Origin of the sequence: uncultured Ruminococcus sp. (genome assembly GCF_946415235.1) — a bacterium.
Taxonomy (GTDB): Bacteria; Bacillota; Clostridia; order Oscillospirales; family Ruminococcaceae; genus Ruminococcus.
Genome location: NZ_CAMKRR010000009.1, coordinates 1 through 20,946, shown reverse-complemented (window position 1 = coordinate 20,946; position 20,946 = coordinate 1). Strand labels below are relative to the sequence as shown.

At 41.9% G+C, this 20,946-nt stretch carries 18 protein-coding genes; 7 read left to right on the top strand and 11 right to left on the bottom strand.

Annotated elements, in window-relative coordinates; all coding sequences use genetic code 11:
• Positions 1-11: 11 nt before the first annotated feature.
• Positions 12-524 carry an ankyrin repeat domain-containing protein gene (locus Q0R37_RS03925; RefSeq protein WP_294751514.1) on the bottom strand — a complete coding sequence of 171 codons (513 nt, stop codon included), beginning with the start codon at positions 522-524 and terminating at the stop codon, positions 12-14.
• A 17-nt stretch (positions 525-541) separates the two neighbouring features.
• A complete protein-coding gene (locus Q0R37_RS03920) occupies positions 542-937 on the bottom strand; it encodes a DUF3795 domain-containing protein (RefSeq protein WP_294751511.1) in 396 nt (131 codons plus the stop codon).
• A 161-nt stretch (positions 938-1,098) separates the two neighbouring features.
• On the opposite strand from Q0R37_RS03920, the gene Q0R37_RS03915 reads away from it, so the two are divergent.
• Together Q0R37_RS03915 and Q0R37_RS03910 are read left to right on the top strand one after the other, a co-directional pair.
• Positions 1,099-3,639 carry a LamG-like jellyroll fold domain-containing protein gene (locus Q0R37_RS03915; RefSeq protein WP_294751508.1) on the top strand — a complete coding sequence of 847 codons (2,541 nt, stop codon included), beginning with the start codon at positions 1,099-1,101 and terminating at the stop codon, positions 3,637-3,639.
• A 110-nt stretch (positions 3,640-3,749) separates the two neighbouring features.
• Positions 3,750-4,358 (top strand): helix-turn-helix domain-containing protein, encoded by a 609-nt coding sequence (locus Q0R37_RS03910; RefSeq protein WP_294751506.1) that lies wholly within the window; start codon positions 3,750-3,752, stop codon positions 4,356-4,358.
• Between the two features lie 85 nt (positions 4,359-4,443).
• Here Q0R37_RS03910 and Q0R37_RS03905 read toward each other — a convergent pair whose 3' ends face one another.
• The 3 genes from Q0R37_RS03905 to Q0R37_RS03895 all read right to left on the bottom strand — a co-directional run bounded on the left by Q0R37_RS03905 (position 4,444) and on the right by Q0R37_RS03895 (position 10,050).
• On the bottom strand, positions 4,444-6,333 hold the full coding sequence (locus Q0R37_RS03905) for a GGDEF domain-containing protein (protein ID WP_294751503.1): 1,890 nt from the start codon (positions 6,331-6,333) through the stop codon (positions 4,444-4,446).
• Positions 6,334-6,497: 164 nt separating this feature from the next.
• Entirely contained in the window at positions 6,498-7,688 is a 1,191-nt protein-coding gene (locus tag Q0R37_RS03900; RefSeq protein WP_294751500.1) for an EAL domain-containing protein, read from the bottom strand.
• A gap of 232 nt (positions 7,689-7,920) precedes the next feature.
• The gene (locus tag Q0R37_RS03895) at positions 7,921-10,050 is read right to left on the bottom strand and encodes a cellulase family glycosylhydrolase (protein ID WP_294751497.1); all 2,130 of its coding nucleotides are present in this window, start codon (positions 10,048-10,050) and stop codon (positions 7,921-7,923) included.
• A 195-nt stretch (positions 10,051-10,245) separates the two neighbouring features.
• Between Q0R37_RS03895 and Q0R37_RS03890 the strand changes: the two genes are divergently transcribed.
• From Q0R37_RS03890 to Q0R37_RS03870, 5 genes are all read left to right on the top strand, one after another.
• Positions 10,246-12,444 carry a substrate-binding domain-containing protein gene (locus Q0R37_RS03890; protein WP_294751494.1) on the top strand — a complete coding sequence of 733 codons (2,199 nt, stop codon included), beginning with the start codon at positions 10,246-10,248 and terminating at the stop codon, positions 12,442-12,444.
• A gap of 145 nt (positions 12,445-12,589) precedes the next feature.
• Positions 12,590-13,609, top strand: a complete 1,020-nt coding sequence (locus tag Q0R37_RS03885) for a lysylphosphatidylglycerol synthase transmembrane domain-containing protein (protein WP_294751491.1) — start codon at positions 12,590-12,592, stop codon at positions 13,607-13,609.
• Between the two features lie 99 nt (positions 13,610-13,708).
• Positions 13,709-14,230: a MotA/TolQ/ExbB proton channel family protein gene (locus Q0R37_RS03880; protein ID WP_294751489.1), complete on the top strand. Its 522-nt coding sequence runs from the start codon at positions 13,709-13,711 to the stop codon at positions 14,228-14,230.
• Complete coding sequence (locus Q0R37_RS03875; RefSeq protein ID WP_294751486.1) at positions 14,227-14,817, top strand: hypothetical protein; 591 nt, start codon at positions 14,227-14,229, stop codon at positions 14,815-14,817. The genes Q0R37_RS03880 and Q0R37_RS03875 overlap by 4 nt, the downstream gene beginning before the upstream one ends.
• 10 nt (positions 14,818-14,827) lie before the next feature.
• A complete protein-coding gene (locus Q0R37_RS03870; protein WP_294751483.1) occupies positions 14,828-15,253 on the top strand; it encodes a hypothetical protein in 426 nt (141 codons plus the stop codon).
• Between the two features lie 39 nt (positions 15,254-15,292).
• Here Q0R37_RS03870 and Q0R37_RS03865 read toward each other — a convergent pair whose 3' ends face one another.
• The 6 genes from Q0R37_RS03865 to thyX are packed head-to-tail and all read right to left on the bottom strand — an operon-like array spanning position 15,293 to position 20,825.
• Positions 15,293-16,516: a U32 family peptidase gene (locus Q0R37_RS03865; protein ID WP_294751482.1), complete on the bottom strand. Its 1,224-nt coding sequence runs from the start codon at positions 16,514-16,516 to the stop codon at positions 15,293-15,295.
• Complete coding sequence (gene mltG, locus Q0R37_RS03860; RefSeq protein WP_294751479.1) at positions 16,503-18,041, bottom strand: endolytic transglycosylase MltG; 1,539 nt, start codon at positions 18,039-18,041, stop codon at positions 16,503-16,505. The genes Q0R37_RS03865 and mltG overlap by 14 nt, the downstream gene beginning before the upstream one ends.
• On the bottom strand, positions 18,034-18,594 hold the full coding sequence (locus tag Q0R37_RS03855) for a 5-formyltetrahydrofolate cyclo-ligase (RefSeq protein WP_294751477.1): 561 nt from the start codon (positions 18,592-18,594) through the stop codon (positions 18,034-18,036). Before Q0R37_RS03855 ends, mltG begins: the two co-directional genes overlap by 8 nt.
• Before the next feature lie 2 nt (positions 18,595-18,596).
• Positions 18,597-19,139: a DJ-1 family glyoxalase III gene (locus Q0R37_RS03850; RefSeq protein WP_294751475.1), complete on the bottom strand. Its 543-nt coding sequence runs from the start codon at positions 19,137-19,139 to the stop codon at positions 18,597-18,599.
• A gap of 13 nt (positions 19,140-19,152) precedes the next feature.
• Entirely contained in the window at positions 19,153-20,043 is an 891-nt protein-coding gene (locus Q0R37_RS03845) for a phosphatidylglycerol lysyltransferase domain-containing protein (RefSeq protein WP_294751472.1), read from the bottom strand.
• A gap of 5 nt (positions 20,044-20,048) precedes the next feature.
• Positions 20,049-20,825, bottom strand: coding sequence for an FAD-dependent thymidylate synthase (thyX, locus tag Q0R37_RS03840; RefSeq protein WP_294751469.1), 777 nt, complete (start codon positions 20,823-20,825; stop codon positions 20,049-20,051).
• Between the last annotated feature and the right edge of the window lie 121 nt (positions 20,826-20,946).

Below are 20,946 nucleotides of genomic sequence, written 5' to 3'. Positions count from 1 at the left end.
TCCGCCTTAAATCAGAGAGACTGACCCTTGGCAATTTCATACAGCTTTTTCCTGTAAGGCAGGTTTTCCATGAGCTCTAAAGGAGTCTTTCCCCAGTCGTTCTTATGATCGACTATGACCTTGCCGTGAGAAAACCACAGATCATAAAGCTCATGCAGCTCCTCATCGGTATATTTCATGTTTATTATGTATTGCAGCGGAACACGGCCTTTTTCGTCAGCTTGATTTATGTCTGCTCCTTTAGCCATAAGGATACGGCAAAGCTCGACAGTCTGAGGGAGATCATGCTTTACTCTTGATAAAAGGACATGAAAAAGGTTCTCGCCGCACTCATTCGTACCGCAGGCATCGGTATCTTTGTTCAAAAGGAACATACTTATTTTATACCGCTCTTCGGGGACGTTGTTGGCCAGTGAATAAAAAAGCAGTGATTTACTGTTATAAAGCTGCTTTTCATTTCCTTCACTGTATGTCTTCAAAAAGTCATCGTATTTTTTTAACTGTGCGATAAACTCTATATTCATTGCTTTCACTCACTTTCTTATCTGCCGTTTCTGATAAATTCCATCAGCTTCTCGATATCGTCGAATTCGTCATAGTCTCCTATAATGCCTTCACGGTGATATACTATCCCGGCCTTTTCATTTTTTTCAAGGCAGTCAAGCAAATATTCCTTGCCGTATCTGCGTGCAAACTCTGTAAATGCCAGAGCCTTTATTTTATCCGAGAACAAGCCTTTCCTGCATTGACTGTCAGGACATTCGTAACATCCCATGACATCTTTTGATATGCAGCATTTCCTGTTTTCACACCATTCTGCGTCCTTGCACCAGTCAAGCTCAAGAAAACCATCCTGACCGCAGCCCTTGCATTTAACATTTTCCGAACATAAACAGCAGGCAAGTCCACACCTTGCTATGCCCAATTCACGTTTCAAAGCTTATACCTCCTTTTTATCAGCGTATATTTTATGATAACATTATACCATAAATATGAAAGATATGTAAAGATAAATTCCATAGAAATATTGCAATATATTCCTTGCCGTGATATAATATGCTTGACAGAAAATAATAAAAAAGGAGTTGAACTACAGAAATGAATGTTTATCTAAAAAGCTTATTTAAGCTCTTTGCCGCTGCTGTATGCAGTTCGGCAATGCTGCTGACAGGCACCAGCTTTAAAGGAAACGCAAATAATTATGTATCGGCTGAGTCGGTCGCCGTATCAGATGATATCGGACTTGTCGGAAACCTTTTCTGCATTGCGGACGGTAAAAACGCAGATCATGCGGAACTACAGTGGGCAACGACTCTTTCAGCCGACAAATATACTCTTTACCGCTCGACAGATCCCGAGAGCAATTTTATCAGTATCTATGAAGGAAACGGAAACTCATTCTGTGACAATGATATGGATATGGGAACAACTTACTATTATCAGCTAAAAGTCACATCAAAAGGCAAGGAGCTTTGTTCCTCGGTAAAGTCGCTTACACCATGTGTTCTGCCTTCGGGATTGAATACGTATGACAATCAGAAGGGAAGCAGCCTTAAATATGATACAAACGGATATAAAGTCGGCAATACCTACTACAGCTACTCTTTGAAAAAACATTCGGGGAAGGACGACATATACCTTGCCGAGACTGTTTCAAGCGACGGTATACACTTTGGCAGCGAGAGAAATGCTGCTGACAGTTCACAGAATTCCGCGCTTGCAAGCTGCAAGATAGAATCAGTCCATATAGACTATATTCCCGAAAAGAACAAGGTCGTTGTATGGGCGCACTGGGAAAAGCCAAGCGGATACAGTGACGGCAAGGCGCTTGTTATCACAGGAACTCCGGGCGGACAGTTTACCGTGCATCATGTGTACAATCCGCTCGGTATACAGGTACGTGATATGGCTATATTTTTTGATGATGACGGTTCGGGATATCTTATCGCAGCTGCCAACAAAGAGGGGCAGGGAGCAAATGCGACCATGTATATATTCCGAATGAACGACGATTACAGCGATGTTACTGAGGTAGTGACCACACTTTTTGAGGATCAGTACCGTGAATTCCCGAATCTTATAAAAAAAGACGACTATTATTTTCTCTTTACCTCTCAGGCGGCAGGCTGGTATCCGAGCAGCGGTGCATACAGCGTGACAAAAGATCTTAAGGGGGAGTGGAGCGAGCTCCGCAGCATCGGAAACACTTCAACTTTTTCGTCACAGTCCGGCTGGATAGTAAATATGCAGGACAAGAATTACATCATGCACGCTTACCGCTGGCTGAGATCTTCATCAACGAGCGGAACAACACTTTGTCCGCTCTATTTCGACAACGGCTTTGCGTTTTATGATTATTGTCCTTATTTTAAGTATAATACAGCTACGGGAGAGCTTTATCCTGTTCAGCAGGGTGAGCTGCTTTCACAGGACAGACCTGCTTCATCATCACTTGCTGCAAAGAGCAGCAGTTCACCCTCCAAAGCCTTTGACGGTTCGTATCAGAGCTCTTTTACTGCTATAGGAGATTATAAGAAATGGCCTTTTTATTTGCAGGTAGATCTTGAAAGGGTATGCAAGCTTTCCAATATACAGACCTCATGGTATATCTGCAAGGGCTCTGAGGGTTATTATACCTATACTGTTGAAGGCAGCCTTGACGGAGTGAACTGGACAAAGCTACTCGACCATACCGATAAAAGCAGTGAGACCGTAAATAAAACATACGGCTTCAACAGTGATATGCTTTCGGGCAAAGCGCGGTATGTGCGGCTTAATGTTCAAAACGCCACACTTCAGAACAATCCCGACAATAACTGGTATACACCTACAGTTTACGAAGTAAAGGTTTTCGGAATTCCTGTAAGTGAATGTGATAAGCCAAAGCCTTATGTTGACATAGATTTTGAAGGCAGTCTTGGCAATCTTAGTCTTAATGGAGGAGTATCCGTTATACAGGATCAGCAGAAAGGAAATGTGCTCTGTTTCGACGGAAGCGATGAGTCATACACCGTGTTTCCGACGGGTATGCTTGACGGCTGCCGTGACTATACTGTAAGTATGGATATCAGATCGGAGTCCGATGGCAATTTCTTTACCTTTGCCGCAGGAAAGAACGATGAAAAGTACGTTTTCTTCCGTGTTGCAAAAGATCTGTTCAGATTTGCCGCAACTACTGATTCATGGCGCGATGAGACAGAACTTGTGTACGATCTGAACGGTACGGAATGGCATAATTATACACTTGTTGTGAACGGGGCGGATACAAAGCTTTATATTGACGGCAGGAAAGTCCTGCATACGACCGAAACGCACGGCCAGCTTGCCGATATGGGTTCGGGAACGAGCTGTTATCTCGGTAAGTCGTATTACTCGGATGACAGTAACTTCAAGGGAAGCATTGACAATATAAAGATATACAAATGCGCTCTTACATCAGATGAAATAAGCGGGAAAGCCGAGGCAGAAGGTGATGTTAACGGTGACGGAGAATTTACTGTCGCTGACCTCGCAGTAATGCAGCGTTTCCTTCTCGGAAGAGGCAGCCTGACAAACTGGCATAACGGAGATCTTTGCCGTGACAACAGAATAGATATTTTTGATCTTTGCCTTATGCGTAAGCTCATCATAAATGATTAAATAAAAAGAAAAAAGTCTGTATAAAATATCTTATACAGACTTTTTTCATCTCTACTGATCGTAGATTGACTGTGATATTATTTTAAGCTATAATTATAAAAGAAGGAGCTATGAAACAAAAAAGAGGTGATAAAATGGATCAGGAAAAGACGGGAGAGCTCATAAGGACCCTCAGGAACGAGCTCAAACTCACACAGAAGCAGCTTGCGGAGAAACTGAATGTCAGCGATAAGGCTGTTTCCAAATGGGAAAGAGGGCACGGATGCCCCGATATATCCATCCTTTCAGAGCTCGCAGGCATACTGGGGACTGATATCAGTGTTCTATTATCGGGAAATATTGAAAGTAAAGAAAGCGAGAAAGGTAATATGAAAAAGATGAAATTCTATGTTTGTCCGAAATGCGGGAATATTATCACAGCAACTTCGGATGCGTCCATAATCTGCTGCGGCAGTAAGCTCACTGCATTAGAGCCGAGAAAAGCCGAAGAAAGCGAGAGGTTAAAAGTTGAAGATATAGGCGGTGAATTGTACATACACACCGCCCATGAAATGAAAAAGGAGCATTATATCTCGTTTGTAGCATATGTCAGGGATAATACAGTGACAGTATTTAAACAGTATCCCGAGTGGAATATACAGATAACCATGCCTGTTTACAGATCAGGCAGACTTGTCTGGTACTGTACAAAGCACGGTATGATGTATCAGGAACTGTAATGTTCGGAGATCAACGCTGTCGCTTAATTCGTTTTATTGATAAAAAACATCAATACATAAAAAATGTCCCCGAAAGGGGACATTTTTATTTTCTTCTGCCAGGCTTGGACAGTTTCTGTTCATACATTCTTGAGTCGCTTATTTTGATATAATCCTCGAGCTTGGCGTTTGAATCGGTTTCAATCAGGAATGAACCGAAACTCAGTTCGATATTATAAGGTTTATTGGAGTGGCGATTGTGCCTTTCTATAGCGCTTTGCAGACGTTCAATAAATCTGTCGAGCTGCCTTTGCGAATACTTCGGTGCAAAGATATAGAACTCATCACCGCCGGCTCTGCCTGCAATTTCGCCAGAATCACAGCACTGATTGATGATCTCGGCGGCCGATTTGATAGCACGGTCGCCCTCGTAGTGACCGTAATCGTCGTTAATATGCTTTAGACCGTCCATATCTATGACCATGGTGCAGACTGTTCTTCTGGAGGTGAACTGACGTATAGCCTCCCGTGAATGGTCGTCAAACCCGCGTCGGTTGAGCATACCTGTAAGACCGTCACGAATACTGAGGTTTTCAAGCTTCCCGATAAGCTTGCTGATCTTATCGTTTTTATAAAGAGTTTCAATTGTCATTGCCATATTAAGGAGCCAGACATTATAGAACTCGTTGAATATCTCCTTGCTGTTCATTTCTATAACCGCATAACCGAACATTCTTTCAACACAGTGAACGCTCATGACATAAAAGACGTGAGGCTTATCCGATAATGATTTCGGTATAAGCGATGATACATTGAACGAATGCTCTGACTCGGTATATTCATTCTTTTTATCTATCCACACGGCAGGAGTGAATTCACCTGACGGGCAGAGGAAATCACTGTCGCTGGAAAGCTTTCCGCTGGTATCCTTATGAAGCATAAGGAAGAATGAATTGTAATCGCCGAAATTTATGGAGGTCTCGATGAAGACATTGCCGAGCATCAGCAGGCTGTCGACCTTATTGAGCTTGAGAAGAGCCGATTCCGCATCGTACAGGTTATAGCTGAAGTTACGGTTTATCTCATAGACTCTGTTGACATTTTCAGCTTCAAATTTATAATCGAGCTTTGAACAGCCGCATGACTGATTATATATTGCCTTTGAAGAAATATTCAGGTCCATATCAAAGCCTTTTTTGTTCCAAAGGCTCTCAAAAAGAGCAAGAGACTTACGTGCGATCTGAACTCTCTCTCTCGTTGCCGAAGTAAGATGAGGAAGGAATTCCTGTCCCTCAAAGGTACCGTCAAAACCCGAAATAGCAATATCATCGGGAATACGTATACCTCTTTTTTTCAGAGCAGTGATAAGTGCTATTGCCATATAGTCATTTGCACATACGATAGCTTCCGGAACTTCGGGCTGAGAAAGGAAGTAATCGGCGGCTTCTTCTCCCTTATGGAACCAGAAATCACCTTCAAACATACCTACACCGTTTTCGGGCAGGCCTCTTTCAGTCATAATTGTCTGAAACTCCTTAAGTCGTATCTGAGCGTCGGGATGACTAAGGTAGCCTGACATGAATCCGATCTTTGTAAAGTGGTGATGATCGATAAAATGCTCTATAAGCATTCTGATACCGCCCGTATCATTGAATTCGATATTATAAAAACCATCTACATGAGTACTTATGGATATAACGGGGCATGATGCTTCTTTAAGTTTGTGTATTACCTTTTCCGCCATACCCTCAACATTGTAGCCTTCGCCGTCAAAAATTATACCGTCAAACTGTCTGAGGTCGATCATATCTATCAGGTCAAACTCGTAGTCGCCGTACTGTGCGTTTTTATTGCCTATTTTGCCGAGCGAGTTGATGTATACTATGTTGATCTTCAACTCTTCCGCGGCAATATTAAATGTTCTGCACAGGTCCTGTCTGTATCTGCTGGTGAAGCTGCATCCGAAGAATGCAATAGTTCTCAGTTTTGCGTTCATAGTATCAATCACCTCGGTCTGAACGAACTATTTCTCTAATATAATAATATCACAATTTTAATATAAAGTCAATAATAAAATTAAGCAGAATTGACATTAAATGTTCAAAAATTGCTGTAATTTTGTAAATAAAAGTAAAATAGCGGATTTTAAAGCAAATATTATCATTCGTCGGGAAGATTGTCGCATAATGTTATTGTAAGGAGATCGTCCGACGAGTCGCTTTTAAGGAAATATACAGTAGTTTCTACACGCCGATAGATGCCGTCGTCTCCCAGCTGACGAGTAACAAGGCGTATCTCAGACTTACCGTTTGCATAATCGCGTATTAGATTTGACCTGTCAAATGTTGAGGCAAAAATATCTTTATCATCGGGATACATTGTCTGAGTCCCATGAAAGATCAGCTCATCAAAAATACCTGCCGACGGGCAGCTTGTTGACGTAAAATCCTGATATGCCATCATATAGAATGTATTACGTGAAAGATTCGAGAATATAACAAGGGGATATCGGCGGAAAATAACTCCCATAAGAAGATTTATCGCGCTTGCGGGGCTTTGCAGCTGCAGTATATCGGCAGGTTCCTCCGCATTTTTATCAAGCTTGCATATTGCAAGATAGTCCTCCTCCGGCATAGGCTTTGCAAAGATATAGCCCTGTATCCTGTTGCATCCGCAGGTACGCAGAAATGCGAGCTGCTCCTTTGTTTCCACGCCTTCAGCGATCGTACGCATATGCAGACGGTGAGCAAAATTGAATATACTCTCAAGAACTATACGCTCTTTTTCGTTCTCACAGTTCTGACTGAGCAGTGATTTGTCTATTTTCAGAACATCTGCGGGAACATCCTTGACGAACTGAAGTGATGAAAGTCCGCTTCCGAAATCGTCTATAGCGATCCTGAAGCCTGCTGATCTTGCAGAATTTATCCACTCAAGTATCTTCTGAGCGTCATTAACCATTGCAGATTCGGTAATTTCTATTTCAATTAGCTTATGAGGCAATTCGTAGCTGTCAACGATCTTAGAAAGCTTTTCCGTGAAGTTTTCCTCATAGATATGACGTCTTGAGAAGTTAATGGAAATCCTGTGGCGCGCATATCCTTCCTGTTTGCAGAGTGTATTGCAGACGAGCTCAACAATATGCCAGTCGATGTCCATGATGAGGTCGGTTTCTTCCGCAACGGGAATGAAAAAGAAAGGTGATATGAGCGAACCGTCAGGCTTGATCCATCGTGCGAGAGCTTCCGCACTTTTGATCTTGCTTGTGACAGTATCATACTGAGGCTGATAATAAGCACATATTTCGCCTTTTTTAAGAGCAGCCCTGATATCTTCGGAAGTAAAATTCATTAGATCACTCGCTTTCATTTAAGTTAGTAAGAAAGGATAAAAGAAATACTTAAAAGTTAAGATCAAGCAGTATTCCTCATATATTATGATTTTTTATATTATAGCATATTTTTACTGTATTTTCAATGAATGATGCTGATAATTTATAAATAATTAACATATTGAGTGCAAAAATTAAAAGGCTCTCAAGTCAATGAAAGCCTTTTAATATAGTGGAGGGTATATTCAAATCTCAATAAGCAGGGAATTGTTCCAAAAGGTTGAGACAGAACTTCTGTATCGCAACAGCATCGTTGTTTGTAACACCGTCACCGGTCATATAGCAGTCTGCGTTTTTCAGGCCAAGCTCAGTAATATGCTTTTCATCAGTTCCGTTTATACCATAGCGTGAAGGATTTGCGAGCTCCTGCATGATAAGAACAGCATCTGCAAGATCGATCTGACCGTCGCAGTTTGAATCACCATACTTGATGTTTTCGGTTTTTTCCGTGGTTGTGGAGGTCGATGACGAAGAAGTCTCAGTGGAAGCAGCAGCAGTAGTAGTAGTAGTTGTTGTTGTTGTTGTTTCGGAGGTGGTCGTTGTGGTAGTTGTTTCGTTTGAATTTCTGTCCGAAACGATGAATGCTTCAAGACTTTCAGCACCTGATTCAGCAGGATCTATCTGTTTGCCCGATTTGTCGGAAGCGTACCAAGCCTGAAGAATAGCTGATTTCTGCTCTTTTATAATTGAAACGAGCTTTGCGATGGTTTCTTCATATGTAATAGCAACTGCTTCTGTCGAAGAAACGTCCATTATCTGCTTTGGTGAATTGATATCAATGGTGATAGTATCGGACTTATTTGTTTCCCACACATATGCTACCCAGTAATTCTTGCCGTCAATTGAAGGTGAAAATCCGAGACAGCCGTTCATAAAGTTTGTATTGCTTGAGAATTTTACTTCAACAAAGGCAGTCTCACCGATAGCTTTGCCGAAGTCGACTCTTCCTTCCGAACCTTTCTTGCCGTATATCTTACTGCTGTCGGAAATAGGGGCAGTCGTGGTAGTTGTTGTGGTAGTTACAGGCTTTGAAACAGTTGTAACGATAGTTGACTGAGCGTCGCCTCTTGCATATTTATTTATTGCCTGAACGATCTCAGGCTGCTTCCATGTGCAGTTTGATCTGTCAAGGAGCATAAAGCTGATATCGTCCCACCAGCAGCAGGTTATTCCTCTTGAGGATGCATAAGCTGTGAAGTAGGAGGCACAGTCAATACGGGGCTGTACGTTGCCGCCCTTGTCACGAGCACCGTATTCACCGATATATACGGGGATACCCTTTGAAGTGTACTGATTGTACACCTTGTCGATAGCCTGCTGTATCTCTCCCGTATCGGTATTTATATTGAAGTAATTGACGCTCTGAGAATCGCTTTCCTCTGCAAGTGCAAATCCATAGGGGAGATATGCATGGACGGCAACTATCAGTCTGTTCTGAGCTGAATCCGCAGGAAGCTTGAAATTCTCGTTAGTAGCACCGTCTACGGAGCAGTCATAACCCGGAACAGCTACATATCTTGTACCGTTATTGCCGCCTGATGAACGGATAGTATCAAGTACGTCCTGATTGAGCTTGTTTATAGTCTTGATAGCGTCGATACAATCGCCGTTTGAAGGATTTATCCACCATTCATTCTGATGTCCGACAAGTCTTGGCTCGTTCATAGTCTCAAATATGAGCTTGTTGTCATAGTCCTTGAAGCGGTCGGCTATCTGTGACCATACAGTTGTCATATACTTTTTTGACTGCTCATAATGAGCAGAATCGGGATACATATATTTCAGATCGTTATCATGGTGAACATTGAGGATCACGTACATACCGTCGTCAATAGCGTAATCAACGACTTCCTGAACTCTGTCCATCCACTGCTTGGTTATATTATAGCTTCCGTCAACGTGATTGTGCCATGAAACGGGAATCCTTACAGTTCGGAAGCCTGCGGCTTTAACAGTGTCTATCATTTCCTTTGAGGTCTTGTAGCCGCCGTTCCAGCAGGTCTCTATGCCCATTTCACTGCCTACCCAGCCTGTATCATCGATTGCGTCCAGCGTGTTTCCGAGGTTCCAGCCGAGTCGCATATCCTTTACGAAATTGATACCCTCTGTGTTTGGGATATCCTTTGAGGGAATATTCAGCTCCGGGATCGTATATGCGCCCGCACTGACGCTGCTGCTTTCAGCGATCGGGCTGTTTATATTTACAGCAGCCAGAGCCACAGCTTTTTTATCACCGCTGCGATCTGTAAACGCCGTCAGCGATGAAGCAAGGGTAACAACAGCGATAAGAGCTGTACATCCTTTTTTTATAAATTTATTCATTGTACTTCGTCCTTTCATTTTTATTAAATGCACGGTATTGAAATAAACATTATTATGATTATATTATATAATATGCAAGTGTATAATTCAATGCTGTATCAAATTACAATTATGTACATTTCAGCTTTTTTGTGTTGATTTCAGAATTATAATATAGTATAATGGGAATGAAGAATATTGTACAGGAGGTGCGGTATGCGAAAAAGACTGGCTCTTATAACGGCAAACACTGATACGCTTTATCAGACGAGCATGATAAAGGTAATGTCCGAGCAGTCGGCTATGCTTGGCTACGATCTTATAGTTCTTACTCATTTTGTCAACTATGATGACGGGGGAGACTATATGAAGGGCGATGAAAATATCTATTCGCTCATATTTCAGCTCAAATTCGACGGAGCAGTTGTGGACCTCGGCTCGTTTTACAGCGGTGCTCTTGCTCAGAAACTTGATAATATGCTGAAGGAGAAAACCATCCCTGTAGTTTCACTCGACTTTCAGAGCGGTCATTTTGAGGATTGTCTCCAGAACGACAGGGAATGCTTCCGAAAGCTGACAGAGCATTTTATAAAAGTGCATGGATTTACGGATATTTACTGTCTTAGCGGTCCCGAGGGCGAAGTACATTCGGAAGAGAGAATAAAAGGATTTAAGGACGCTTTGAACGAAAACGGACTTTCAGTTTGTAATGACCATATCTTTTACGGCGATTTCTGGATAGGAAAGGCAATTGAATTTGCTGAGAAAATAGTTTCGGGAGAGCTGAAAAAACCGCAGGCAATTGTCTGCGGAAGCGACTACATGGCTTTACAGTTGTGCCTTACACTTATAAAAAACGGTATACGCATACCCGAGGAAATATCGGTCGGCGGATATGACGGAAACCCGGACGTTAACTATTATCAGCCATCCCTTACTTCATTCAGCGGTGCATATCTTGAAAATGCAGTAAACGCTGTATGCAGGCTGCATGAGCTTATAAGCGGAGATAAGAAGCACAGGACTGTACATACTCACCCGTATCTGCGGATAGGAGCGAGTTGCGGATGCAGGGAGAGTCTTGCACAAAATGCAGATATCAGCCAAAAAATGCTTGATAAGGCTATGAGAGCCAATATTTTCATGCACAGCAATTATTCCTCTATCATGAGCAATGTAAAGGATATCAGAGAATTTTCGGAAGCAATGCTGAGAAATATGTACCTTCTCGACGTATCAGGGGATTTCTTTATATGTCTTTGCGAGGATATGTTTGCGGACAATAAGTCTGAGATCTCGGACAGAAAAAGCGGCTATACCAAGAAAATGAAGTGTATTGTCACTCATGTTGATTATAAGGGTGATCCTACTCCGAAGGATTTCAGACTTGAAAGCATTATTCCCGAAAAAGATATCGTACCCGAGCCGAGGACGTATTTTTGTACCCCTCTGCATTACCTTGACAACAGTTTTGGCTACTGCGTAAGGAGATACAGCTATAAAGAAATAGTCTTCGAGCAGTTTTACGGTGAATTCTGTCAGATCGCCGCTGACAGCATAGAGCGGATTAGAATGCTTGAACATGAGAAGTATCTGAATGATAAGATACAGAGACTTTCCGAACGCGACATACTTACTGGACTATTCAGCAGAAAAGGCATAATATCCCATATGGAGAAGCTTGACGGCGATAAGGATTACTTCGGTGTACTGTACAGTATAGAGGATATCGAGCAGACAAGGCGAAGTCTTGGTGAGGAACATCAGAAAAAGATATATGTTTCCTTTGCACAGGCAGTAAATCTTTCCTGCATCAGAGGTGAGCTCGCTGCAAGGATAAGCAGGGACGAATTCCTTATAATAGGGGAGTGCGACGGTTCTGAGTTCCCGGGGCAGCTTTTCATAAACACGCTCAAATCCAACATAAAAATGATAGAAAAGCATCAGGAAATACAGCTTTCGCCTATGATATCACATTTTACAGCTGTTACAAGCAGCATATCTGCTCCCGAGGAGCTTATAAGCGAGCTTGTACGCAAGCTTGAGGACAGCCGTGATCCTCAGAGATTTGCGGGAAATATCTATATGTCGATAATTCTTGAACTGCATGATAATATCTACGAAGAACCCCAGCTTAACTGGAATGCGGCGGATGAAGCTGAAAAGCTTCGTCTCAGTCAGTCATATTTTCAGCATATTTATAAGAAATATGTCGATGTAAGCTTTAATACGGATGTTATTTCAGCAAGGATAGCCCTTGCGGAAAGACTTCTTGTAAGCACTAACCTGAACGTATGTGAGGTCGCAGAAAAGTGCGGATATACAGAGCAGTCGTATTTTATGAAGCTTTTTAAAAATAAAACGGGAATGACCGCACTTGAGTATAAACGTAAAATATTGAATAAGAAATCATAAATATTGTTAATGCTATCAACTATATGTACGTATATCCATGAATATTGACATTAAAGAAGTGTTATGATATAATTAAAGTTGCTAACTATACATTTCTGATCATTCGCGCGGGGGTGACATTATTAAAAAAATAATGAAATATGCGTTGAATGTCGGTCTTATTCTTGTTATAACGTTTTTTACGCTCCATCTCATCTTTAAAGAGCAGGAGCTCCCCGAGATAATCCGCGATCTGAAAGGTGCAAAGCCGCGGTGGATCGCCTTGGGAGCTTGCGCTGCCGTACTGTTTGTTGCAGGTGAAGCGAGTATCATACATTATATGCTCAGGGTGCTCGAACAGAGAACGAGCTTTCTTAAATGCCTTAAATATTCGTTTATCGGTTTCTTTTTCAGTTATATCACGCCTTCGTCCACAGGCGGTCAGCCGATGCAGATGTATCATATGAAAAAAGACAAGATCAAGATCGGATATTCCACGCTTATCATGCTTCTTATTACTATAGCATATAAATCGGTCCTTGTTCTTATGGCGCTTGGATTTCTTGCGTTTAATTTTGATGTAGTGAGACAATACGCCGGAGATATGAAATGGCTGATCGTTCTCGGGTTTGTTCTTAATCTTTCGTTCATAGCTGCTCTTCTGCTGATATTTATAAAGCCCATTTGGGCAAGAGCTCTTGGCATAAAGGTCGTTGATCTGCTCACGAAGATCAGGATAATGAAAAGGAAAAACAAGGAAAAATATACCGAAAAGCTCATAAGGATATGTGATACCTATGCTATGGGAGCTGATTATATCAAGCGTAACCTTTCTGTTGTGTTCAAGGTCTTTCTTATCACAGCGGCGCAAAGGATTTGTCTTTTCAGTATTACGTGGATAGTTTACAGGGCATACGGACTGAGCAGTACGAGATTTATTGATATCCTGACACTCCAGATCCTTATTGGAGTTGCAGTGGAAATGCTTCCGCTCCCCGGGGCGGCAGGTATTTCTGAAGGCTGCTTCCTTCTGGCTTTTACCGATATATTTGGCGTCGAACTCGTAAAACCTGCGCTTCTCATCAGCCGAGGACTTACATTCTATCTGATACTTCTTCTCGGTGCTGGAGTTACCTTTGCAGTGCATATAATCAATATGAAAAGAGAAAAAAAGCAAACCGAATAAGCTCATTTTGCTCCGCTTTGGCGGAGTTTTTTATTGTTATTCGTAAAATATCTTGCATTTTGTTGTTTTATGCTGTATAATAGGAGATGAGGTGATATAATGAATATTATCGCAAAATTATTAAAAAGCATCATTTCATCTGACATGTATATATTGATTTTTGGCTTTATAACATTGTATGTTGTTTTAAAAGTTAATAAACTAAGAAATCTTGTTGATAATGATATATTTGATTGGGAAGAAAAAAGTGACGAATTATCAAATAATCCTGAAAAAAACAATAAAATATTCGATAGCTATAAACATTTAAACAGAAGTTATACAGTTTTTATAACCTTGATTTCTATTTTCCCTCTTTTAGGAATGTTTGGCACAGTTATTGCACTTCTTAGTATTGATATGAATGATACAGCGGCGATTAATGCTGCACAAAGTAGTTTTTTAGATGCTTTGACTTCGACAACATGGGGCATTATTTTTGCCGTTGGTTATAAAATTGTTAATGCTTATTATTTTGCTGATGTTGAGGATTTAATACAGAGACTTTTGTCTTTAAAGAAAAAACTTATTAAATATGGTATTGATGAATCACTTAAGAATAAATCAAGGTGGAGAATATGAAAATACGTGAGGTTATTCTTGATTTTACTTCTTTGCTTGACGTAATAATGATTATTCTTTTCTTTTTTGTTTTATACAGTACAATTGACACTGAGGAAGTAACTAATAAGGCCAAAAGAGCAGAAGCTTCGTATAATGAGCTTATTGAGGAAAACGAAAGAAAACAGCTTGAAAATGAAAAGGAACAAGAAGAATGGCGGGAAGAGGCTTCAAAGGAATGGAACCGAATAGAATCAATGGATGAAAATGCTGCTGCTAATCAGCAAGCATTGAATTCATTTGATAAAGGAGAGTATTTTGATTTCCGCCTTGAAGTTATCGATAAAAGTGATAACTGGAACTTAACTATTACGTATGGCAAAAAAATGCGTTGTGAAATTAATTCCAAAGAAACTGATGATATAAAAGGTTCAATCAAAGATATTTTGAAACAATCGGGATTTTCAACTGATGATACATATCTTTGTATTCTTTCATATAATGGCGAACAATACGGCACAGCAAAAGCTTTTAGAGCAATTGATGAAGCAATAGATGATATTCAGCGCGAATATCCTAATCTATATTTTTCAAATTTAAACAAGTGAGGTAATTTATATGAAAAAGTTTTTAGCAATAGTTTTAGTTGTAGCGTTAATAGCAGCCGCTATTTTGCTGCTATTACATTTTAAAGGATTTGGAGGCTTTGGAAAAAAATCAGAGAAAGGTGAGGAAAAAAATGATACAAGCGTATCAGAAGTAGCTGATAAGACCGAACCTATCACATCAGAAAAAGTAACAGAAAAGGAAACAGAAGGGAAAACAAATGCAGAGGTAATCAGTATATCAATTTCAAAGAATGAATATGTTTATAATAACAGTATGCTTTCTTTTGATGAACTTATAAAGGAAATATCTTCAAAAGAAAAAGATGTTCAGATTGAAGTAACAATTGACGATACCGCTGCAAAGAATACAGTGGACAAGCTTACGGACCGACTTGATGAGCTTGGCTACAAAAACTACAAAAAGATAGAAAAATAAGTGCAAAAAAGGCTGATACAATATGTATCAGCCTTAATTTTATGTAGTTTCTTTTCTGATAACAGTGCCTTTGGGGAAAACGAGATCAGATCTGAATGAAAACTTCATCATTGCATGGTTTGCAGTTTCGATCTCTTCGCCATTTTCATCATAAAGCTTGTCAAGTACAAGTTCAGCAGGCTTCTGTGAGGGAGCAAGTATTTCTACCTTATCTCCCGCGAAGAAACGGTTTCTCTGAGAACAGTATACAGTGCCGTTTTCACAGCTTTCAACTACCGCAACAACGTCATAATTGCGGATATAACCGCTGTTTTCGTAGTACTGTGATTCCTCTGGAACTCCGAAGAAGAATCCGTTGCAGTACTTCCTGTGACTCACTTTATATACTTCATCTCTAATCCAGTCAGGGAGAATGAAGTTATCAGGAGCCTTGTAATAATGATCGACTGCCATTCTGTACGCATTGGTTACAACAGCGACATAATATGCAGATTTCGCCCTGCCCTCGATCTTAAGACTTGTAACACCTGCCTTTGCAAGCTTGTCTATATGCTCTATCATGCACATATCCTTTGAATTAAGGATATATGTGCCTTTTTCATCTTCAAAAACAGGGAAGAACTCGTTCGGACGCTTTTCCTCCATAAGGTGGTAGCCCCACCTGCATGGCTGAGCACATTCACCGCGGTTCGCGTCCCTGTTCACAAGGTACTGTGACAATAAGCATCTTCCCGAAAATGAAACACACATTGCACCGTGCACGAAGGTCTCGATATCGAGATCGCTGCTTGTTTTAGCTCTAATTTCCGCAATTTCATCAAGCGAAAGCTCTCTTGCAAGAACTACTCTTTTCGCTCCCATATTGTATAATTCCCTTGCGGTAACGTAATTGACGATGCCGGTCTGAGTGGAAATATGAATCTCCATATCGGGAGCATATTTCTTTATCAGGGAAAGCAGACCGATATCAGCAACTATAAGCGCATCTACCTTAGCATCTACCGCCTCTTTTACGAACTGCTCAAATAAAGGGATCTCATTGTTCCTCGGGAGCGTATTACAGGTAAGGTATACTTTTATATTGCGGTCATGAGCAGTCTGTACAGCATTGCACAGCTGCTCATAATCGAAATTCATCGGTGAAGCGCGCATTCCGAACTGCTTTCGTCCGAGGTATACAGCGTCAGCTCCGTAGTCGATGGCGGCGTTAAAGCGTTCTTCATCGCCTGCGGGAGCAAGGACCTCAAGATTATTCAGCTGCATTAGCTTCCTCCTGTTCCTTGAGTATTGCCTGTTCAGCTTCGTATGCCGCTACAGCAGCCTTGACCTCTTCCTCCTTTGCATTGTGCTCATCAAGAGTCTTTGTGAAGAAGGTCTCACGTGTATAGATATTTGCAACGAAATAGAAATCGTCAGTCTGCATTTTCTGAAGAACAGCGTCAATAGCGTCAAGTCCGGGATTTGAGATAGCTCCCGGAGGAAGTCCCTTGCTTATATACGTATCGTAGGCATCGATCATTTCCTTGTTGGGAACTGCAAGGCGCGTTTTTATAACGTACTTGGAATAATTTGAAGTCGGGTCAGACTGGAGGAAGCCTGCTGTTTCGGCTTCTGGCTTTTCGAGACGATTCCAGAATACACCTGCTACATGGTTCATATCCTCACGGAACGGAGCTTCCTTCTGAACGATCGAAGCAAGAGTAATGAGCTGATCGAGTGACAATCCGAGTTCCTTCATTCTCTTGAGGCGGTTATTGTCGCTGATCTTTTGATTGAAGTTATAGTATATTTTCTGGCATACCTGTTCGGGCTCCATATCCACAGTGAATGTATAGGTATCGGGGAATAAGTAGCCTTCCATTCTGCCGTCCGCAAATTTCAGAGGATTGTGATCCTTTGGGAGTTCCTCTTCAAAATCAAATCCGTAACCGCCCGCATTGAAAGCGTATATGAAATCAGAGGCGTTGCAGACTCCCTGTTCCTGGAGCAGATCCGCAGCTTCAAAAATATTGATTCCTTCAACAAATGTAATGGTAACAGATTCCTTCTGCTCCTCGTCCTCATAAGTTGTAAGATTTTTTATTATAGTTTCGTATGCCATATTCGGGCTTACGAAATGCTCTCCTGCGAGATAATTGTCGGAATCGTTCCTTAATTTTGAGAAAAGACGGAAGCATTTGGGTGAATTGATGATACCCTCGTCGTAAAGGAGCTGCGAGACGTCGTCAGATGTGGCACCTTCGGGTATGGTTATCATTTTTGTGGAATCGTCCTTGCCTATTCCGAGCACATCCTTGCCGAATGCGATTATTACGAGCGAAAGGCAGATGGACAGACCGAAAATGAAAACAGTCAGGATGAGTACACCCGGAAGTCTGTTGCTGCTCTTTTTCTTCTTTTTCTTTTTGTGGTGAGCTGTATTGCGTTTTACAGCTGCAATATTGCGAACAGGAACGTCGTCGTTGCTGATGTGATATTGAGATCCCGGACGCTGAGACACCTGAGGTCTTTCGTGGGAGCCTTCCGAAGCGGCTCTGCCGACAGGACGAGGTGAGCTGCTTATATTTCGCCTTACGGGAGCAGGAGCTTCGCTTCTCCTTTCAGCGGCAGCAGCCGATATATCGGGAGTGTCGGCAAATTTTCTGCCGAAATCCTTTGTGTCCGAAAGCTGATCATCATTTTTTTCAGCGGTATCGGCAGCAGGATTTGCGTTATTATTTTCAGACTCTGCTTTTTCTTTGTCAAGCTGATTGAGTATGTCATTTATCATATCGTTATTATCAGTCATTGCAGAGCACCGTCCTTTCTTCTGTTACAATAAGATCGACCTTAAGGTCATGCTGCATGAGCGGCAGCTGCTCAACGATCAGTTCTTCATAAGAAAGCCCGATCGTATAAAGGTTCGGGTGAGCGAGGATAAATTCATCATAATATCCTCCGCCGTATCCGAGACGTCCGCCGTCCTCGGTAAAAGCAAGCCCCGGGATGATACATACGGTATCATTAGTCATTTCGGGCTGGGGAAGAGCACTGTCAGGCTCAGGGATACGGTACATACCCTCGTGAAGATCAGCGACCGAGCCAATCAGATGAAATGTCATAGAGCGCTCGGGACCGCATTTGGGGAGGGCAACATTTTTCCCTATTTCTATAAGCTTGTCTATCAGCAGATACGTGTCGACTTCCGAGCCGAACGAAGCGTAAAGCATTATGGTATCCGCTTCAAGTACTTTTTCTTCCTGCAGAAGACGCTCCGTGATATCCATATCCTTGGATACCTTATCGCGTATTTCCGCACGAAGATGTGAAAATTCTTTTCGTAATTCTTTTTTATTATCCATAATCAGTCACATAAGATAGCATTACGCTGTCGGCGGCTTTCTTCCTTTGAATGAACTTTTTCCACAAGCTTGAGACCGAAGTCCACAGCAACGCCTGCGCCTCTTGCGGTAATGAATATGCCGTCCTCGGCAACACCGCTGCTTCCGATGTTTGCACCCTCAAGCTGAGTTTCAAAGCCTTCGTAGCAGACAGCAGTCTTTCCTCTGAGGAGTCCCTTGTGTCCAAGTATTGATGGAGCAGCGCATATAGCACCGATATATTTTCCGTTTGAAACACAGTAATCTATGGCAGCCTGTACATAGTCAGACTTCTCAAGATTGAGAGTTCCCGGCATGCCACCCGGAAGAACTATCATTTCAAGCTCGTCTGTGAGAGGGGCTTCCTGAGCTATAGTATCAGTCACAACGGATATACCGTGTGAGCCCACAATAATATTGTCGCCTACGCCGACTGTTATTACCTTTTTCCCTGCGCGTCTGAGCAGATCAATAGGAGCGATAGCTTCCGTCTCTTCAAATCCGTTTGCGAGAAAAACATATATCATTTTATTTTTCCTTTCATTTAAAAGTAACTGTATATTTTTTGAGGAGAAAGGCGGGGTGATAGGACTGCTTTGCCTTTCGAAGACCCTCTATCCCGAGATCCTCTTCACGGTTAATATATTTATATCCGCTTGCCGCAGATCCTGCAAAGCAGTTGTTTATACCTGCGTATATACCGTTGAAGCGGGTATCGGCTTTTTCGATGTGTACGCAGAATGTATCGTTATTAAGTCTGTCTCCGATAGTAAATGCCGCGACATTTCCGTCAATACGGATAACACCGCCCTGAAGTCCGAGCTCTCCGAAATAATTGAAATATGTGTTGATGGCATACTGTTCGGCAACGAATGAATGGTCGGTTTCAGCAGATCTGCTGTTATATTCCAGAGTACTGAATGTGATACAGTCATCAAAGTCTCTCTCTGTCATAAAAGAGTAATCCGCACCAAGCTCATTGAATCTTGCAAGGTGATTTCGCTTGCTGTGATACTTTCTGCCGCGAAGTGTTATAAGATCATCGGAAAGGTAGATATAATCCCAGTCGCCGTCGTCTGTTTCCGTGTAAAATCTGTCAGGAAACAGCTCACTCAGCATATTCAGCGATGTATCTGTGATACCTGCGATCCTGAGCGGCTTTCCAAGAATTTCCGAATATTTCATCATTTCGTTTATGACATCTCTGTAGTCTCCGCTGCCTGACGGCAGAAAGAAACGGGGAACACCGTCATCGGAACGGAAGGAACAGCATATGTAAAAATCCTTATAAAAGGAGATCTGTGAATCACCAAGGCGTTTCCATGCCATATTGTTTGAGAAACTGTATTCACAGCCCATGAACTGAGAAGTATTCAGGGCGGCTGTAATACGTTCCTTGTCTGTAATGGCTATATCTCTGAATTCAAGCATTTTACTCAGGATATGTTCTCTTTCATAGCAGAGAAGTACTCTTTGACCTCGTTTATCTTCCCGCAGGTCATTTTGCCCTCGGGACATTTTCCGCTGACAACACATGACGGACCTGCATGAGCGAATATATGGGGAGCGACTTTTAGGCACTGCCTCAGCATCTCGTTGGCAACTTCTCTTATTTCCCACTGAGCACGGCTGCAGCAGCGGTGATTGAAGAAATTGAAAAGAGAGCGTATATTCATTGTCATAACGATCTTTGTTTCACAGGCGTTTGGCAGGACAAAACGTGCGTCCTCATTTGCGAGCTTTGAAGCTTTTGAACGGGCTGCTTTCTCATCCATGCCCTGTGCGGTGAATTCTGCAGTATGCTTTTCCGTAAGCAGAGCGGCAAGCTTCTCGTAGCTTTCGGTAATCTCTCCGATTATCCTGTCGAATTCGCTTTTAGCTTCGGGAATATCCGCGATAGACGGGGGAGTGATGAACTCAAAGCCCTTTTCGCTTACATAACGCTGGCTTTTCTGTGAATAAGAGGCGATACGATGTCTGACGAGCTGATGGCTGCAGGCTCTTGAAATACCTTCGATACCGAAAGTAAAGCTTACGTGCTCCATAACGCTTCCGTGACCGATAGAAACGATCATATCAATGAAGCTTTCGACCTTTTCATCTGTAAGACCGTCCCTCAGGGATTCGATGTCACTGCTCGAATAGCAGAGCTTTGCTGCCGTTGCCACAAGCTTTTCTGCGTCGGGAGTATATGATAAAAGTTTGACTTTCAAAACAGACACCTGCCTTATTAAGAATAATACACATATTAATATTGTATCATTTCAGAGCTGTTAAGTCAAGGAAATTACACAAAAAATATTTAATATAAATGTTTTAATAAGTTGAAATGGT

Coding starts and splice junctions, on each gene's coding strand:
- Q0R37_RS03925 (WP_294751514.1), bottom strand. CDS start 524: ATGAATATAGAGTTTATCGCACAGTTAAAAAAATACGATGACTTTTTG.
- Q0R37_RS03915 (WP_294751508.1), top strand. CDS start 1,099: ATGAATGTTTATCTAAAAAGCTTATTTAAGCTCTTTGCCGCTGCTGTA.
- Q0R37_RS03910 (WP_294751506.1), top strand. CDS start 3,750: ATGAAACAAAAAAGAGGTGATAAAATGGATCAGGAAAAGACGGGAGAG.
- Q0R37_RS03905 (WP_294751503.1), bottom strand. CDS start 6,333: ATGAACGCAAAACTGAGAACTATTGCATTCTTCGGATGCAGCTTCACC.
- Q0R37_RS03900 (WP_294751500.1), bottom strand. CDS start 7,688: ATGAATTTTACTTCCGAAGATATCAGGGCTGCTCTTAAAAAAGGCGAA.
- Q0R37_RS03895 (WP_294751497.1), bottom strand. CDS start 10,050: ATGAATAAATTTATAAAAAAAGGATGTACAGCTCTTATCGCTGTTGTT.
- Q0R37_RS03890 (WP_294751494.1), top strand. CDS start 10,246: ATGCGAAAAAGACTGGCTCTTATAACGGCAAACACTGATACGCTTTAT.
- Q0R37_RS03880 (WP_294751489.1), top strand. CDS start 13,709: ATGAATATTATCGCAAAATTATTAAAAAGCATCATTTCATCTGACATG.
- Q0R37_RS03875 (WP_294751486.1), top strand. CDS start 14,227: ATGAAAATACGTGAGGTTATTCTTGATTTTACTTCTTTGCTTGACGTA.
- Q0R37_RS03870 (WP_294751483.1), top strand. CDS start 14,828: ATGAAAAAGTTTTTAGCAATAGTTTTAGTTGTAGCGTTAATAGCAGCC.
- Q0R37_RS03865 (WP_294751482.1), bottom strand. CDS start 16,516: ATGCAGCTGAATAATCTTGAGGTCCTTGCTCCCGCAGGCGATGAAGAA.
- mltG (WP_294751479.1), bottom strand. CDS start 18,041: ATGACTGATAATAACGATATGATAAATGACATACTCAATCAGCTTGAC.
- Q0R37_RS03855 (WP_294751477.1), bottom strand. CDS start 18,594: ATGGATAATAAAAAAGAATTACGAAAAGAATTTTCACATCTTCGTGCG.
- Q0R37_RS03850 (WP_294751475.1), bottom strand. CDS start 19,139: ATGATATATGTTTTTCTCGCAAACGGATTTGAAGAGACGGAAGCTATC.
- Q0R37_RS03845 (WP_294751472.1), bottom strand. CDS start 20,043: ATGCTTGAATTCAGAGATATAGCCATTACAGACAAGGAACGTATTACA.